9 protein-coding genes are annotated in these 16,747 nt (G+C 72.9%); 4 read left to right on the top strand and 5 right to left on the bottom strand.

Features of this window, described 5'->3' with window-relative positions; translation table 11 throughout:
* Positions 1-97: 97 nt before the first annotated feature.
* Positions 98-1,420, bottom strand: coding sequence for an HNH endonuclease (locus PD653B2_RS08185; RefSeq protein WP_085871854.1), 1,323 nt, complete (start codon positions 1,418-1,420; stop codon positions 98-100).
* A 176-nt stretch (positions 1,421-1,596) separates the two neighbouring features.
* Between PD653B2_RS08185 and PD653B2_RS08180 the strand changes: the two genes are divergently transcribed.
* From PD653B2_RS08180 to PD653B2_RS08170, 3 genes are all read left to right on the top strand, one after another.
* Positions 1,597-2,721 (top strand): NAD(P)/FAD-dependent oxidoreductase, encoded by a 1,125-nt coding sequence (locus PD653B2_RS08180; RefSeq protein ID WP_085871853.1) that lies wholly within the window; start codon positions 1,597-1,599, stop codon positions 2,719-2,721.
* Between the two features lie 103 nt (positions 2,722-2,824).
* Positions 2,825-7,342 carry an ATP-dependent helicase gene (locus PD653B2_RS08175; RefSeq protein WP_165763387.1) on the top strand — a complete coding sequence of 1,506 codons (4,518 nt, stop codon included), beginning with the start codon at positions 2,825-2,827 and terminating at the stop codon, positions 7,340-7,342.
* Complete coding sequence (locus PD653B2_RS08170) at positions 7,335-8,126, top strand: DNA-formamidopyrimidine glycosylase family protein (RefSeq protein WP_085871851.1); 792 nt, start codon at positions 7,335-7,337, stop codon at positions 8,124-8,126. The genes PD653B2_RS08175 and PD653B2_RS08170 overlap by 8 nt, the downstream gene beginning before the upstream one ends.
* A gap of 10 nt (positions 8,127-8,136) precedes the next feature.
* On the opposite strand, the gene PD653B2_RS08165 is transcribed toward PD653B2_RS08170, so the two are convergent.
* The 3 genes from PD653B2_RS08165 to PD653B2_RS08155 are packed head-to-tail and all read right to left on the bottom strand — an operon-like array spanning position 8,137 to position 12,080.
* Positions 8,137-11,214 carry a M12 family metallo-peptidase gene (locus PD653B2_RS08165; RefSeq protein ID WP_085871850.1) on the bottom strand — a complete coding sequence of 1,026 codons (3,078 nt, stop codon included), beginning with the start codon at positions 11,212-11,214 and terminating at the stop codon, positions 8,137-8,139.
* Positions 11,215-11,254: 40 nt separating this feature from the next.
* A complete protein-coding gene (locus PD653B2_RS08160; RefSeq protein WP_085871849.1) occupies positions 11,255-11,557 on the bottom strand; it encodes a helix-turn-helix domain-containing protein in 303 nt (100 codons plus the stop codon).
* A gap of 34 nt (positions 11,558-11,591) precedes the next feature.
* A complete protein-coding gene (locus tag PD653B2_RS08155; RefSeq protein WP_242665196.1) occupies positions 11,592-12,080 on the bottom strand; it encodes a CinA family protein in 489 nt (162 codons plus the stop codon).
* 41 nt (positions 12,081-12,121) lie between these two features.
* Here PD653B2_RS08155 and PD653B2_RS08150 point away from each other — a divergent pair, with 41 nt between their 5' ends.
* Positions 12,122-13,927 (top strand): glycoside hydrolase family 15 protein, encoded by a 1,806-nt coding sequence (locus PD653B2_RS08150; RefSeq protein ID WP_085871847.1) that lies wholly within the window; start codon positions 12,122-12,124, stop codon positions 13,925-13,927.
* On the opposite strand, the gene PD653B2_RS08145 is transcribed toward PD653B2_RS08150, so the two are convergent.
* Complete coding sequence (locus PD653B2_RS08145) at positions 13,914-16,706, bottom strand: ExeM/NucH family extracellular endonuclease (RefSeq protein WP_085871846.1); 2,793 nt, start codon at positions 16,704-16,706, stop codon at positions 13,914-13,916. The genes PD653B2_RS08150 and PD653B2_RS08145 overlap by 14 nt on opposite strands.
* Positions 16,707-16,747: the final 41 nt, after the last annotated feature.

Here is a 16,747-nt window from a genome sequence, read left to right as displayed (position 1 = left end):
CCGGCCCGAGGAGCGGTTCCTGCACGGGCGGTTCGGTGCGTCGTACGACGACTACGCGCGGCGGGTGCGTCGCTGGCTGTGAGTGGGGGTCTGAGCCCTACGCCACGAGTGTCCAGACGCCGTCGGCGACTTGTCGGTAGGCGCCGATGCGGGGTCGGAGGAGGGGTGGTGCGGCGGAGGGGTAGCTGTGTCCGGTGGGTGTGACCGTCTCGATGGTGTGGCCGGGTCCGGGTCTGGGTCGAGCGCGCCAGTCGGTGGCTTCCTTGGCGTAGTTGCAGCTTTCGCAGAGGCCTTGTCCGCCGGCGGCGCAGGTCCGGCCGCCGTCAGCGACGGCCACGGCGTGGTCGCCGTGCCGGATCGGGGCGTTGCACCACGGGGTGCGGCAGAACTGGTCGCGGAGCTGGACCACGGCGCGCAGCCCGCCACGGAAGAGGCGGGCCGACGAGTCCATCGCGACCAGCTCGCCCGTCGTGGGGCTGGCGTAGAGGCGGCGCAGCCAGGTCCGGGTGCCGGCGTCGAGGGTGTCGGCGACCAGCTCACGGGCCAGCCCGGCCGGGATCGGCCCGTGGCCGTCGAGGTGGGCGCTGTCGTGGGCGCCGGCCACCAGTGCCTGGTCGCTCATCACGAGGTTGATCGCCACCGGCACCACCGGCCGGCCGAGCTCGTCGACCGGTGCACCGGTGACCCGGGCGACCAGGGTGTCGGCCATGACCTGCCCGCGACCACGCGGGTCACCGGCCGCGGTCGCGGAGTCGGCGGCCGTCTTGAGGGCGGCGTAGGCCGCCACCGCCTGCGCCACCGGGAGCAGGACGGTCAGGTAGGCCATCGTGTCGGGAGCGGGGCGCACCGTCACACACCGCTCGGCCTCGGCACGGCGGCGGCGTTCGGCGACCCAGGCGGGGTCGAGGCGGCAGACCAGCTTGCGCAGCTCGCCGAGCAGGACCCGGTCGGAGTAGCCCGCAAGCGCTTCGGGGTCGCCCGCGATCGCCCGGTCCACCGTGCGCCGGTCCTCCAGGGACAGGCAGGCGGTCTCGCGGGCGATGGTCATGGCCCGCCACTCGGTGATCTCGCCCGAGGCGAACGCGAAGGCGGTGCACGCCATCTCGGTGTCGAGGACCTTCGCGAGCCCGAGATGGCGCTGCCCCCGGTGCGGCGACTCGCGGCGGGCCAGCGCGACCTGCTCGGCGATGCCGCGGCCCTGCTGCGCCGGCGGGGTGCCGCGCTCGGCCTGGATCGCCCGCTGCGACCGGTCGAACTCCGCGGCCAGCCGGGCCTGCCGCGACTGCGCGGCACAGACCAGCTCCTCGAGCGCCCGGATCTCGTCGATCCGCTCGCCGTCGTCAGGCGTCATCGCCGCGCTCGCGAGAGCCGACGTCCAGCCGCGGACGGCGGCGACGTCGACTTCTCGATGTTCGAACATGTGTTCGATTATACGCTTAGAACGGGAGAAGTCAACCCGCGGATGGCACCCGATCATCCGCGTCTGCCGGCTCTGCCGCAGTACGGACGCGGCTCATCTCAGTGGCTTGTCGATGGATTACCGTCGAGGGCGCTGGATGTATCCGGAGTTCGCCTGTTGTCCTGGGAGGACTGGCTATGAGCGTCGGGCCCGTGAAGCACGCTCAACGTGTCGCTGTCATCGGCGTGGGCATTCTCGGTGCCTGTGTCGGCTGGCACCTGCGGCAGCGCGGGGCCCAGGTGGTCTTCATCGATGGAGGCCAGCCGGGCGAAGGAGTCACCCACTGGTCCTTCTCGTGGGTCAACGCCAGCAACAAGACAGCGCGCAGGTCCTACTTCGACCTGAACGTCGCGGGCATGGCCGCCCACCGCGAGCTCGCCGACTCCCTCGGACCGGGCTCGTGGTGGCACCCCAGCGGTCATCTGCGCTGGGCCGACGATCCCGCAGCGGAGGCGAGGCTCCTGGAAACTGCCGACCTCCTGGCCAGCTGGGACTACCGGGTCGTGGTCTGCACGGGAGCCGAGGTGCGCCGTCATCTCGAACCCGCACTCACGGTGCCCGACAGGGCTCCAGTGCTGTTCTGCCCCGACGAAGCCTGGGTGCACGGGCGTCAGCTGGTCGGAAGCCCGGTTGGCCGAGCCGTCGAGTCGGGCGCCGAACCTCGGTTCGGAACCGAGGTCTGCGCCATCGGCGTCGGCGCCGACGGGAGCGTCCGGACAGTCACACTGTCGGATGGCGAGCGCCTCGTCGTCGACGCCGTCGTGAATGCAGCAGGACCCAGCGCCTCGAGAGTCGCCGGGCTCGTCGGCCGGCACCTACCAATGCGCCCCGAGCCCGGCGTCGTCGCCCGGCTCGGCTGTGCTCACGTTCCGATCCACCGGGCCATGCACACGCCCCACGTCGAGATCCGTCCTGACGGAGACGGGTCCGTGGTCCTGCACAGTCGCGACGTGGACGCACTCATCGAAACCAGTGCGGCTCCAGCCGAACTCGCGCGCCAGCTCCACCAGTCGGCGCTGCACGCCGTACCGGACCTCAGCAGGTCTCGGATCACGGAGACCCGGGTTGCGGAGCGGCCCATCCCGGTCGACGGGTTTCCCTCGGTCGGGGCGGTGCCGACGGTGCCTGGCTACTACGAAGCGGTCACCCACAGCGGCATCACCCTTGCGCCGGTGATCGGCCGGATGCTCGCTGAGGAGATCATCCATGGCGCGAGGGACGAGCTGCTCGCCGACTTCGGTGCGCAACGGTTCCCTGGGTAGCCAGGTGAGGGACGGGCTCCTGGACGACTACCGATGGCAGCCACGTCCCGCGCGCAAGGCCGGCACCGAAGGCGTTGTCGGTGCCGTGAGCAAAGATGGTCCGGTGGCAGACGACAGCGGTGGTCTCGAGCGGTTCAGCGAGCCGACCCGCACCTGGTTCGGTGCGGCGTTCGCCGAGCCGACGCCTGCCCAGCGGGGGGCGTGGGAGGCGATCGGCGCCGGGCGGCACGCGCTGGTGGTCGCGCCGACCGGATCGGGCAAGACGCTCAGCGCCTTCCTCTGGTCCATCGACCGGCTGCTGACCACCCCGCCGCCCGAGGACAAGCGGCACCGCTGCCGGGTGCTCTACATCTCGCCCCTGAAGGCGCTCGGCGTCGATGTCGAGCGCAACCTGCGCGCGCCGCTGACCGGCATCCGCCACACCGCCGACCGGCTCGGCGCAGCGGTGCCGGAGGTGACGGTCGGCGTCCGGTCCGGCGACACCCCCGCCGCCGACCGGCGCAAGCTCACGACCGCTCCCCCGGACATCCTCATCACCACGCCCGAGTCGCTGTTCCTGATGCTCACCAGCCAGGCGCGCGAGTCGCTGCGCGGGGTGGAGACGGTGATCGTCGACGAGGTGCACGCCGTGGCCGGCACCAAGCGCGGCGCCCATCTCGCGGTCAGCCTCGAGCGGCTCGACGCCCTCCTCGAGAGACCGGCCCAGCGGATCGGGCTGTCGGCGACCGTGCGCCCGCTCGAGGAGGTCGCGCGCTTCCTCGGCGGCGGCGCCCCGGTCGAGATCGTCGCGCCGCCCTCGGAGAAGGAGTGGGACCTCACGGTCGTCGTCCCGGTCGAGGACATGACGGCCCCGAGCGAGTACGACGAGGACTCCGACGAGCCCCAGCGTGCGCAAAGCATCTGGCCGCACGTCGAGGAGAGCGTCGTCGACCTGGTCGAGCAGCACCGCTCGACGATCGTCTTCGCCAACTCCCGGCGCCTGGCCGAGCGGCTGACCGCGCGACTCAACGAGATCGCGAGCGACCGGGCCGGTGTCGTGCTCGAGGCGGGTGGCGAGCCGCCCGCCCAGCTGATGGCCCAGTCCGGCCAGAGCCAGGGCGCCGAGAGCATCATCGCCAAGGCCCACCACGGCTCGGTGTCCAAGGAGCAGCGCGCGCTGATCGAGGACGACCTCAAGCGCGGCCGGCTGCCCTGCGTGGTCGCCACCAGCAGCCTCGAGCTCGGCATCGACATGGGCGCCGTCGACCTCGTCATCCAGATCGAGTCGCCACCGTCGGTGGCCAGCGCCCTCCAGCGGGTCGGCCGGGCCGGCCACCAGGTCGGCGAGATCTCGCGCGGCGTGCTCTTCCCCAAGCACCGCGGCGACCTCGCCCAGACCGCGGTCGCGGTCGAGCGGATGCGCAGCGGCGCGATCGAGTCGCTCCGGGTGCCGACCAACCCGCTCGACGTGCTCGCTCAGCAGGTCGTGGCCATGACGGCCCTCGATGCGTGGCAGGTCGACGAGCTCTTCGAGCTGGTGAAGCGCAGCGCGCCGTTCACCCAGCTCCCCCGCAGCGCCTACGACGCAACGCTCGACCTGCTCAGCGGGCGCTACCCGTCCGACGAGTTCGCCGAGCTCCGCCCGCGCATCGTGTGGGACCGGGTGACCGGCACCCTCACCGGCCGTCCGGGCGCGCAACGGCTGGCGGTCACCAGCGGCGGCACCATCCCCGACCGGGGCCTCTTCGCGGTGTTCCTCGTCGGCGGCGAGGGCCCGGGCAGGCGGGTCGGCGAGCTCGACGAGGAGATGGTCTACGAGTCGCGGGTCGGCGACATCTTCGCGCTCGGCGCGACGAGCTGGCGCATCGAGGACATCACCCACGACCGGGTGCTGGTGACGCCGGCGCCCGGCATCCCCGGCCGGCTCCCGTTCTGGAAGGGCGACACCCTGGGCCGCCCGGCCGAGCTGGGTGCGGCGATCGGCGCCTTCACCCGCGAGCTCGGCGCACTGCCGCGCGAGCGGGCCGAGGAGCGCGCCCGCGCCGACGGCCTCGACGCGTGGGCGGCCGGCAACCTGGTCACCTACCTCCACGAGCAGCTCGAGGCCACCAACCTCCTGCCGACCGACACGACCCTGGTCGTCGAGCGGTTCCGCGACGAGCTCGGCGACTGGCGGCTGGTCGTGCACTCGCCGTACGGCGTCCCCGTGCACGCGCCGTGGGCGCTCGCGATCAACGCCCGGCTGCGCGAGCGCTACGGCGTCGACGGACAGGCCGTGGCCTCCGACGACGGCATCGTGATCCGGATCCCCGACACCGACGCCGAGCCGCCCGGCGGCGACGTCATCGTGTTCGAGCCCGACGAGATCGAGGCCCTGGTGACCCAGGAGGTCGGCGGTTCGGCGCTCTTCGCCTCGCGCTTCCGCGAGTGTGCGGCCCGGGCGCTGCTGCTCCCCCGCCGCGACCCCGGCCGCCGCTCCCCGCTGTGGCAGCAACGCCAGCGGTCGGCGGCGCTGCTCGAGGTCGCGTCGCGCTACCCGTCGTTCCCGATCGTGCTCGAGGCCGTGCGCGAGTGCCTCCAGGACGTCTACGACCTGCCGAGCCTGGTGACCCTGATGCGCGGCGTCGAGCGCCGCGAGGTCCAGGTCGTCGACGTGTCGACGCACTCCCCGTCGCCGTTCGCGCGCAGCCTGCTGTTCGGCTACGTCGCGCAGTTCATGTACGAGGGCGACTCCCCCATCGCCGAGCGCCGCGCCGCCGCGCTGGCGCTCGACCAGGGCCTGCTCGCCGAGCTGCTCGGCCGGGCCGAGCTGCGCGAGCTGCTCGACCCCGAGGTGCTGGCCGAGGTCGAGGCCGAGCTCCAGCGGCTCGCCCCCGACCGCCGGGCCCGCGACGCCGAGGGCCTGGTCGACCTCATCCGGCTGATCGGACCGCTGAGCACCGACGAGGTCGTCGCCCGCTCGGTCGACGGCTCCGATGTCGTCGGCTGGCTGAAGGCGCTCGCCGACTCCCGTCGGGTCGTCGAGGTCCGCATGGCCGGCGCCGAGCGCTGGGCGGTCGTCGAGGACATCGGCCGGCTCCGCGACGGGCTCGGGGTGCCCGTCCCGCCCGGCACCCCCGACGCCTTCACCGACCCGGTCGAGGACCCGCTCGCCGACCTGGTCGCCCGTTACGCCCGCACCCACGGGCCCTTCACCACCGACGACGTAGCCGCCCGGCTCGGCCTGGGCGCCGCCGTCGTGCGCCACACCCTGCAGCGGCTGGCCGGGCAGGGCCGGGTGCTTGACGGCGAGTTCCGCCCGGCCGGCTCCGGCACCGAGTGGTGCGACGCCGAGGTGCTGCGCCGGCTGCGGCGGCGCTCACTGGCCCGGCTGCGTCAGGAGATCGAGCCGGTCGAGCCCGAGACCCTGGGCCGGTTCCTCACGGCGTGGCAGCACGTCGGCGGCCGGTTGCGCGGCGTCGACGGAGTCCTCAGCGTCGTCGACCAGCTCGCCGGCTGCGCGGTCCCGGCCTCGGCCCTCGAGCCGCTGGTGCTGGGAGCGCGGGTGCGCGACTACGAGCCGTCCTACCTCGACGAGCTCACCGCCTCCGGCGAGGTCGTGTGGGCCGGCCACGCCGCGCTGCCCGGCGCCGACGGCTGGGTCTCGCTGCACCTCGCCGACCAGGCGCCCCTCACCCTTCCCGACCATCAGCCCTTCGAACACAGCGAGCTCCACCAGGCCGTGCTCGAGGCGCTCTCGCCCGGCGGAGCGTGGTTCTTCCGCCAGCTGTCCGACGCGGTGCGCTCCACCGACGACGCTGCGCTGTCCGCTGCACTCTGGGAGCTCGTCTGGTCCGGCCGGGTCAGCAACGACACCCTCACCCCGCTGCGCGCGCTCACCCGCGGTGGCACGCCCGCCCACCGCAGCCGGCGCCCACCGCCACGCACGACCACGAGCCGGCCCGGCCGGCCCAGCCGCACCGGTCCGCCCGAGACCGCCGGCCGCTGGGCCCTGCTGCCCGACCTCGACACCGACCCCACCCGGCGCGCGCACGCCACCGCCGAGCGGCTGCTCGACCGGCACGGCGTCGTCATCCGCGGCACGGTGGTGAGCGAACGGGTGCCGGGCGGCTTCGCCGCGGTCTACAAGGTGCTCTCGGCCTTCGAGGACTCCGGCCGCTGCCGCCGCGGCTACTTCGTGGCGGGGCTCGGCGCGGCGCAGTTCGGCACCGCCGGCTCGGTCGACCGGCTGCGCACCTTCGCCGAGCTCCCCACCGACGCCAAGCCGACCGCTGTCGCGTTGGCGGCGACGGACCCGGCGAACCCGTACGGCGCCGCCCTTCCGTGGCCCGAGACCACGGGCCACCGACCGGGCCGCAAGGCCGGTGCGATCGTCGTCCTCGTCGACGGCGTGCTCACGCTCTACGTCGAGCGCGGCGGGCGCACGCTGCTCACCTGGACCGACGACCCCGACCTGCTCACCCCGGCCGCGGCGTCGCTCGGCGACGCCGTACGACGCGGCTCCCTCGGCCGGCTGACCGTCGAGAAGGCCGACGGCGAGCAGCTGCTCGGCGCCGGGTCGACCCCGCTGCGCCTGGCCCTGCAGGCGGCCGGCTTCGTGGCGACCCCGAAGGGACTGCGGCTGAGGTCGTCCGGTGCCTGAGGGCGACGCCGTCTGGCGCACCGGCGAGCGGCTCCGGCGCGCCCTGGACGGTCAACGGCTGGAGCGCACCGACTTCCGGGTCCCGCAGCACGCCACCGTCGACCTGTCGGGCGGCACCGTCGTCGAGACGGTGTCGCGCGGCAAGCACCTGCTCACCCGGATCGACCACGAACAGCCCTGGACCCTGCACACCCACCTGAAGATGGAGGGCTCCTGGCGCGTCTACCGACCGGGCGAGCGTTGGACCAAGCCGGCGCACCTGGCGCGGGTCGTGCTCGACGTGGGCGTGCGCAGCGCGGTCGGCTTCACGCTCGGCATCGTCGAGCTGGTGCCCCGCGACCGCGAGGTCGACGTGGTCGGCCACCTCGGCCCCGACCTGTTGGGTCCCGACTGGGACGACGAGGAGGCCGTCCGGCGACTCACCGCCGACCCCGACCGGCCGCTGGGCGAGGCGCTCCTCGACCAGCGCAACCTCGCCGGCATCGGCACGATCTACCGCACCGAGCTGTGCTTCCTCATCGGTTACGACCCACGAACGCCGGTCGGCGCGGTGACGGACCCGCTGCGCATGGTCCGGCTGGCCCGGTCGATGCTCGACCAGAACCGGCACCTCCCCCAGATCTGCACCACCGGCGACAAGCGCCGCGGCCGCAGCCTCTGGATCTACGGCCGCCCCGGCGAGCGCTGTCGCCGCTGCGGCACCCCCATCGAGCGCGCCGAGCTCGGCCGCCCGGGCGTCGAGCGCGTGGCGTACTGGTGCCCGTCCTGCCAGCCCCCTCGTTGACGGGAGGGGGTCAGAGGAGCCCGACGCGCTCGATGCGGACGGGCTTGCCGTCGAGGGTGGTGATCCTCAGCCTGCCGCTGGTCGGGCTCGCCAGCGTGATGACGGGCAGCAGCACCCGGGTGCGACGCTCGCCGGCCAGCGAGAAGGTGCGCAGCCGCTTGCCGTCGAGGGAGACCGCGACCCGGCCGAACCCGCGACCGGTGCCGACGACGAGCGCGAGCTTCGAGACGTCGACGGCCCCGCGGGTCAGCGTCGCGCCGCGTGACGCGGCCTTGACGAACCCGTCGCCGCGCTTCCAGTCACCCCGCGACGCCTTGAGCGTGGTGGCGGGGTACGGCGCAGCGAACCGGGTCGTCGCCGGGGTGGTGTCGAGGTTGCCGGCCCCGTCGCGGGCAGCGACCGTGAAGACATGGGTGCCCGGGGTGACCCCGGTGAGCACCAGCCCGTCGGACCCGCAGGCACGCGCCGCGCCGTCGAGGGTGCACTCGAAGGTCGAGCCCGCCTCGGTGGCGTCGTAGCGCAGGACCGCGCGGCCGAGCGTGAACGCCTGCGGTGCTCGCGTGATCGCGGTGTCCGGAGCCTGGGTGTCGGGTGCCGGCGGGTCGTCGGTGGCGATCGCGAAGTCGGCGTCGTTGACGTCGAAGAAGTAGTTGCCGACGGCCTCCACCTTGATCCGGGCGTGCGCGGTGTCGACGGCCGGGAGGGTGACCTCTGCGCTGCCGTCGTTGGGCGTCGACGCGGCGAGGACCGACGGGTAGGTCAGCCCGCCGTCGGTCGAGAGGCTGATCCGCACGGTCGGCGCGAGGCCCGCGGCGTCGGTGCCGTTGACCTCCCAGGTCACGGCCTCCGGGCCACCGCCGACGGCGGGCTGCGCCGCCGTGCGCCGGGAGGTCACGAGGAACGGTCCGGCGGAGCTGTCGAGGGTGAGCACGACGTCGTCGTACGACGTGCCGCCGCCCGCCGCGTAGCCGTCGCGGGCGGTGAGCCGGAAGTGCATCGGGCCGGCGTAGTCGGCGGTCGGCAGGAACTCCGAGTAGCAGTCGACGACCGCGGCCGGCATGTCGGCGTCGGTGTCGGCGGGTGCCGCGGGGCAGCTGCCGGTCTGGGCGTTGGTGTTGCCGGCCAGGACCTGGGTCAGGTCGGGGAAGGTCCGCGCCGTGCTGCCGTCGGCGAGGTTCTCGCCCGGCGAGGGCGACTGGTGGGACTCCGCGGACGAGACTGTGGCGGCGATCCCGAAGACCCGGAAGAGCGGCCCGTCGGTCTTGGTGTTGCTCACCAGGGCGGTGCCACCGGTGGGCAGCACGCTGCCCTCGTCGTTCTGCTCCCACAGGTAGGTCAGCGCGTCGCCGTCGGCGTCCGTCCCGGAGCCGCTGAGCGTGAACGGCGTCCGGATCGGCAGGGTCTTGTCGGCCGGCGCGGTCACCGTCGGCGCATGGTTGGCAGTGGCCGAGACCGTGCCCCCGTTGCCCTCCGGGCCGCCCTGCACCTGGACGCCGACGAACGCGGACACCCCGCCGGTCGTGGCCCCGACGCCCAGGCGCGGCACGTCCTGGCCGCCGGCGCCGCTGGCGGCGTTGAAGGTCAGCTGGAAGCCGTCGTCGGTCAGCGTCGCGCCGCCGTCGTAGCGCTGCACCCGTGGGGTGAACCCGGTCAGCCTGCGGATCGCGGCGGTGACGCCGACGACGGTGTAGTCGGTGCTGCCCCGGGTCAGGGTCACCGGGTCGTGACCGGGGAAGGTCAGGGTCACCGTGTCGCCGTCGGTGTCGAAGCCGCGCAACGTGACCGTCTGGATCTCGTTGAGTGCGCGGGGGTCGGTCGCGGTCGTGTCGGTGATCTCGTCGATGCTGCGCTGCGAGAAGTACGGGTCGGAGTGCGGCTGGAGGTCGTCCTGGCCGCAGATGCCGGCGTACGCCATGACCGACGAGCCGGACCCGGGCTCGACCGACGTCGCGCCGTTGCGGTTGGTCAGCGAGCAGTTGACCTGGGTCCCGTTGAAGGTGTGGTTGCCGCCGAACTGGTGGCCCATCTCGTGGGCCACGTAGTCGACGGCGTAGTAGTCGCCCTCGGGCGTCGGCACGCCGGTGCAGCCGCTGGACTTGTCCGCGCCGCCGACGACGCCGAGGCCAGCGATCCCGCCGCCGCTGACTCCCAGGCCGAGGTGGCCGAGGTCGAAGGAGTCGGCGCCGACGAGCTGGCCGAGCACCCATCCGTTGCGCGCGAGGGTCGCGCTGCTGCAGGTCTCGAGCTGGGAGGCCGAGAAGCACGCGCTCGCCCCGCAGGGCCCGTCGACGCCGGTCGCCTTCGCGGCGGTGTCGAGGTTGAGCGCGTCGGTGCCGTCGATGAGGACGAGCCGGATCGCGAGGTCGTCGTTGTAGACCTGGTCCACCCGGTTGATCAGGGTGACCTTCTCGCTCAGGACGTTGGCCGAGCCGAAGTACGCGGCGTACGACGGGTCTGTGAGGAACGCGAGCCGGTAGGTGCGCAGCTCCACCGGCGCACCAGGCGCCCGGGCCGTCGGTGCGGCCGCGAGGGCCGCCGCGGTGTCGGCGAGGTCGCGCTCGACGAAGGCGTCGGCCGCTGCGGGGACGGCGGCGCCGAAGTAGCTGAGGTGCACGACGGTGCCGCGCTCGTCGTACGCCGGGTCGACGTACCAGGCACGCGCACCGCCCGGGCCCCGCACGGAGGCGTGGAAGCCCATGGGGGTCACGTCGAGACGGATCGTGCGGGTCGGGTCGTCGACACCCCGACCGGCATAGGTGCGGATCTCGGGGTGCGCGGCGGCGAGGCCGGGTGCCATGACCTCGGTCGGTTCGACTGCGAACCGCTGCGAGCCGCCGTCGGGGTCGGGGACCGCGACCACTGCTGACGGGGCGCGGAGCTGGTCGGCGATGCGGTCGACGTCGAGCCGGTACGCCGTGTAGTCATCGGGGACGATGCGGGCCCGGTCGTGGTCGAGCGTGAAGCCGCTGAGCCGGCTGAACGTGGGGAGAGCCGCCGAGGACGGCGCGGCGAGGACGGCAGGAAGGAGCCCGACGCCGAGCGCCAGGACGACGACGAGGCCGAGCAGGCCCACCAGGCGACGGTTCATGGCCGCCCAACGAGGGCCGGGACCATCCGGTTACGCCGCGCTACGCGGCCGAGGCGACGACCGCGCCCGCACCGCGACGGACCGAGATCGGGGTCAGGCCGGCAGCGGCCTCTTCGAGGGCGACCGCGTCGGAGACGTCACGCAGCACGTCGGACAGCAGGACGTCGAGCGCGGAGCACAGCGAGGCGAGCAGCTCGGAGGACGCTTCCTTCTGGCCGCGCTCGATCTCCGAGATGTAGCCCAGGCTGACCCGGGCCTCGGCGGACACCTCGCGCAGGGTCATGCCGCGTTGCATCCGCTGGTCGCGGAGCACGTCGCCGAGCAGCCGACGAAACAGCACCATGCGCGTCTCCCTTTCGAGGTATGTCTGGCCAACGCTACCCGAGCGGGGTTTCTTCCCGTCGGAGGACCGCCTCGAGAGCCTGGAAAGCCTCGCGGGTGGTCCGTTCCTGGATCTGGCCGCGCGTGCCCGTCAGCTCGAGCGCGACCGCTTCCAGGATCCCGGGGCCGGCGATGCCGACGAACACCGTGCCGGGTGGCTTGCCCTCCTGCTCCCCCGGGCCGGCGACGCCGGTCGTCGCCAGGCCGTACGTCGCCCCCGTCACCGCGCGCACGCCCGAGGCCATCGCCTTCGCGCACTCGGGAGATACGACGCCGTGCTGCTCGACCAGCTCCTCGTCGACGCCGAGGAACGACTGCTTCAGCTCGGTCGCGTAGGCGACGACGCCCCCGAGGTACGACTCCGAGCCCCCGGGCACGTCGGTCAGCGCAACCGCCAGCCGGCCACCGGTCAGCGACTCGGCGGTCGCGATCGTGCTGCCTGCGGCTCGCAGGAGAAGGTGCACTCGGACGAGCAGATCGGTCACGGGGCCCAAGATAGCCACCCACCGACCAGTAGCCTCGCGGCATGGCCCTGCCCATCGAGGACTACGCGCTGATCGGCGACCGGCAGACCGGCGCCCTGGTCGGCACCAACGGCTCCATCGACTGGCTCTGCCTCCCGGGCTTCGGCTCCGCGGCGTGCTTCGCGGGACTGCTCGGCACCGACGACCACGGGCACTGGCAGCTGTGCCCGGCCGACGACTACACCGTGACCCGCCGCTACGTCGGCGTGTCCTCGGCGCTCGAGACCACGTTCACCACCGCCACCGGCGTCGTCACCCTGACCGACGTGATGCCGCGCAACGACGACCGCTCCGACGTGGTGCGCAAGCTGCGCGGCATCAGCGGGACCGTGCGGATGCTGCACGTGTGGATGGTGCGGCTCGACTACGGCGCGGTCACGCCGTGGGTGCGGCGCGAGACCGTCGGCGGCGAAGCCGTGATCGTGGCCATCGGCGGACCCGACCGCCTGATCCTGCGCGGCCCGCGGCTCCCCCGTGCCACCGACCACCGGCACAGCGACGAGTTCGACGTGGCGGAGGGCGAAGTCCTCACGTTCTCGACGACCTGGATGCCGTCGCACCTCGCGATCGGCGACCTCGGCGACCACGACGAGAAGATCGACGCGTCGATCACCGACGACGAGGACTGGGCCGGCCAGTGCCGCGACGACATGCCCCAGCCCGACGTCGTACGACGGTCCCTGCTCACGCTGCGGATGCTCACCGATGCCCACACGGGCGGCATCGTCGCGGCACCGACCACCTCGCTGCCGGAGGACCCGGGCGGCGAGCGCAACTGGGACTACCGCTTCTGCTGGCTGCGCGATGCGGCGCTGACGATCGGGGCGTTGATCCAGGCCGGCTACACCGAGGAGGCCGAGCTGTGGCGGGGCTGGCTGCTCCGGGCGGTCGCCGGCGACCCGCAGGACCTGCAGATCGTCTACGCCACCGACGGCAGCCGGCGGCTGACCGAGCTCACCCTGGACCACCTGCCCGGTTACGCCGACTCGCGTCCGGTGCGGATCGGCAACGGGGCGGCCCTCCAGCGCCAGCTCGACGTGGTGGGCGAGGTGATGATCGCGCTCGAGCAGACCCGTGAGGTCGCCGGCGCGGCGGACGCGAACGCCTGGGCGCTCCAGCGCTCGCTGGTCGACAACCTGGCGAAGACCTGGCAGCAGCCCGACCACGGGCTCTGGGAGATCCGCGGCCCCCAGCGCCGGTTCACCCACTCCCAGGTGATGGTGTGGGCGGCGTTCGACCGCGCCGTCCGGGCGGTCGAGGAGTTCGGCGTCGAGGGACCCGTCGACCGGTGGCGCGACCTGCGCGACACCGTGCACGCCGAGGTGCTCGAGCGCGGCTTCGACCCGTCGCGCAACACGTTCGTCCAGCACTACGAGACCACCGAGGTCGACGCCTCGCTGCTGGTGCTCTCCGAGACCGGCTTCATCGCCGGCGACGACCCGCGGATGCTCGGCACCATCGAGGCCGTGGAGCAGGACCTGATGCGCGACGGCCTGCTGCTGCGCTACCGCACCCAGAGCGGGGTCGACGGCCTCGGCGGGGACGAGCACCCGTTCCTGGCGTGCTCGTTCTGGCTCGTCTCGGCCTACGCCCTGGCCGGCCGGGTCGACGACGCGCACACGCTGTTCGACCGGCTCTGCGGACTGACCAACGACGTCGGCCTGCTCTCCGAGGAGTACGACGTCGGCAACGACCGGATGGTCGGCAACTTCCCGCAGGCGTTCAGCCACCTGGCGCTGGTGCGTGCCGCGTTCGACCTCGCCGAGGCGAGATCGAACGCGGCACGACCTGGCGCTAGAACAGCCTGATCACCCGGATGTCGACCGTCGTGGTGACCGGCGCGATCGTGTCGGTCCCGGGGTAGGTCACCTCGACGTGGTGGATGCCGGGGTCCTTGAACGTCCCGAGGTTGACCGCGGCGTACCCCTGGACCAGGCGCACCTCCTTGGTCCTGCCGTCCCAGGCGACCGTGACCTTGCCGGTCGGCTTCGTGCCCTCGGACCTGACCTGGATGATCAGGCCGACCGGGATCAGCTTGGCGATCGTGACCTGCGGGACCGCCACGACCGTCATCGTCGACGACGCCTGCGGCTCCGCGATCGCGGGGAGGTCGAGGCCGACCACCTCCGGGTCGTGGTCGGAGGCGCGGTAGGGGCCGGGCTCGTAGAAGTCGGTCGCGTTGTAGTTGAAACGGCTGTACTCGAACGCGATCGACTCCTCGGCGTTGATCTGCCAGACGTCGGTGCCGGTCACCATCGCCTCGGCGGCGGGGTTGGCGAGCACGTGGTCGAGCGACCCGGCGAGGCCGTCGAAGTTGTAGGTCGTCTCACCGCCGTTGAACTGCGTCTGCAGGTCCACGTAGCCGTCGTCGTACAGCACCTGGAGCGGGTCCTCCTGGGTGTAGGAGTTGAAGTCACCCGTGAGGAACACCTCGTCCGTCCCGAGATCGGAGGAGAAGCTCGTCGCGAAGTCGCTGAGCGCCTGCGCCTGGGCGACCCGGTCCGGGTTGGCGTTGCCCTGCCCGGTGCCGTCGTCGACGCCGGAGCCCTTGGACTTGAAGTGGTTGACGATCACCGCGAACGCGTCCGAGTCGGGTGCGCCGGTCGCCTTGAACCCCTGGGCCAGCGGCTCCCGGGCGTCGGCGAACGGAGCCGAGCCGGTCAGCACCACCGAGTCGCCCACCAGGGAGACGTCGGCCGGCTTGTAGATGAAGGCGGTCCGGATCACGTCCTGCTCGGCCGTCGGCGGCAGGTCGGCCGCCGCCGGCGAGGGCGCGTACGCCCAGGTGCCGGCACCGGCGGCCGCGTTGAGCGCGTCGACCAGGGTCGCGACGCCCGCATCGCGGTCCTGCCCGAACTTCACGGAGTTCTCGATCTCCTCCAGCGACACGATGCTGGCACCCAGGTCGTCGATCGCGGTCACGATCTTGGCCTGCTGACGCGCCAGGTTGGCGTCGTCCGCCGCACCGCGCGGGCCGGGGCTCGCGTCGGTGCCGCAGGTGTTGACCGTGATGTGGTTGCCCGCGCGGTCGTTGTAGTAGGTGCAGGTGCCGAGCCCGGAGGCGTCGTACTCGGCGCCCGTGGTCGGGAAGTAGTTGAGCACGTTGAACGTCGCGAGCCGGATGTCGCCGCCGACGTCCTCCGGGGCCGCGGTCCGGGTGTTGGTGAACGTCGCCACGTCGGCGCCGTCGTCGGTCACCGGGGTGGTGGGCTGGAAGTTCCACAGGCTGTTGCGGTACTCCAGGACGACCGGCTCGTGGAAGGTGACCGCCGAGCCGACCCGGACCGGGTTGGCCTTGGACAGCCACGGCAGCGGGGTCCCCTTGTTGGCGGCGCTGTTGAAGTTGACGCTCTGCCCGTCGTCCAGCGTGACCGACCGGGCCGCGTTGTCGGCGTTGATCGCGGCGATCGCAGCCGTGTCCTGGGCGTCGGCGACGTCGGTGGGCTGCACCAGCGGGTGGTCGCCCGAGGCGAGGGTGAACGACGCGTAGTAGTTCGTGTCGTAGTTGTCGGTCACCGTGAAGGCGCCCTGCGGCGAGACCAGCTCACCCTCGTGGGACTCCTTCTCGGCAGGCGTGTCCAGGTCGGCCCACGGGACGCTCAGCGGCGTCACCGTGCCGAGCGGGGTGTCGAGCACGACGACGTCGTCGGCCGCGACCCCGGTGAGCTCGGTGGTGCCCTGGTACTCGTCGACCTGGCCGGTGACCTCGACGCTGTCACCGATCTCGACGAGCGCGGTCGCGGCGGAACCGTAGACGAAGAGCCCGTCGGACGCTCCCGGGGTGTCCGGGGCGCCCGGGGTCTCGAGGTAGAAGCCGTTGAAGCCACCGCTCGGGTACGCCGCGGTCACGACACCCTGCGTGACGACCTCGTCGCCGTCGAGCGGCGACGCGTCCCCGGTGCCCTGGATCTCGGCGATCGTCGCCTCGGTCGGGTCCTCGTCCGGCGGCGGGGTGACCGGTCCGGCGTTGGCCGGGCTGGGCGCTCCGATCGCGAAGTCGGCGCTGTTGTTGTCGGTGTCGCCGGCGGTCCGGCCGGCCGAGGTGGCGTTGGCGGTGGCACCGGTCTTGGCGGTCTCGAAGGTGTTGCTGTTCACGCCGACCAGGTCGACGATCCCGGTGCGGACGGTGCTGCCGTCGGCGGCGGGCGCGAGCGCCGTCGTGCCGGTCGCCAGCCACACCGTGAAGGCGGTGCCGGACATCGCGATCGTGCCGGTCGCGTCCGGCGTGGGCAGGGCCTGGCTGCCGCCGGTGCCGGCCGCCTCCTGGATCAGGTAGTGACCGCCCGCCGGGACACTGCCGGTCAGCGCGGTGACGCCGGTCGCCGCGGCGCTCGCCGACGAGCTGCGGTACTGCACCGACATGCCGGCGACGCTGATCGCGGCCGAGGTCGGGTTGTAGAGCTCGATGAAGTCGTTGGTGAGGGTGGCGCCGGCGTTGCCGCCACCGCCGTAGACCTCGCTGATGACGAGGCCGGTGCTGACCGCGTTGGCGGGGGTGAGCGGGGCCAGGGTGAGGCCGGTGACCGCCGCAGCAAGACCGGCGACACTCGCCAGAACCCGCCGCGACGCCCGAGACGTCGTGAACATGGTGGACCTTCCGAGAGGTGGTGCTGTGAGGGGGAACCCTC

It is taken from the genome of Nocardioides sp. PD653-B2 (genome assembly GCF_002117935.1).
Lineage (GTDB): Bacteria > Actinomycetota > Actinomycetes > Propionibacteriales > Nocardioidaceae > Nocardioides.
The sequence above is the reverse complement of the archived record's forward strand: the minus strand, read 5'-3'. Positions and strand labels throughout refer to the sequence as shown.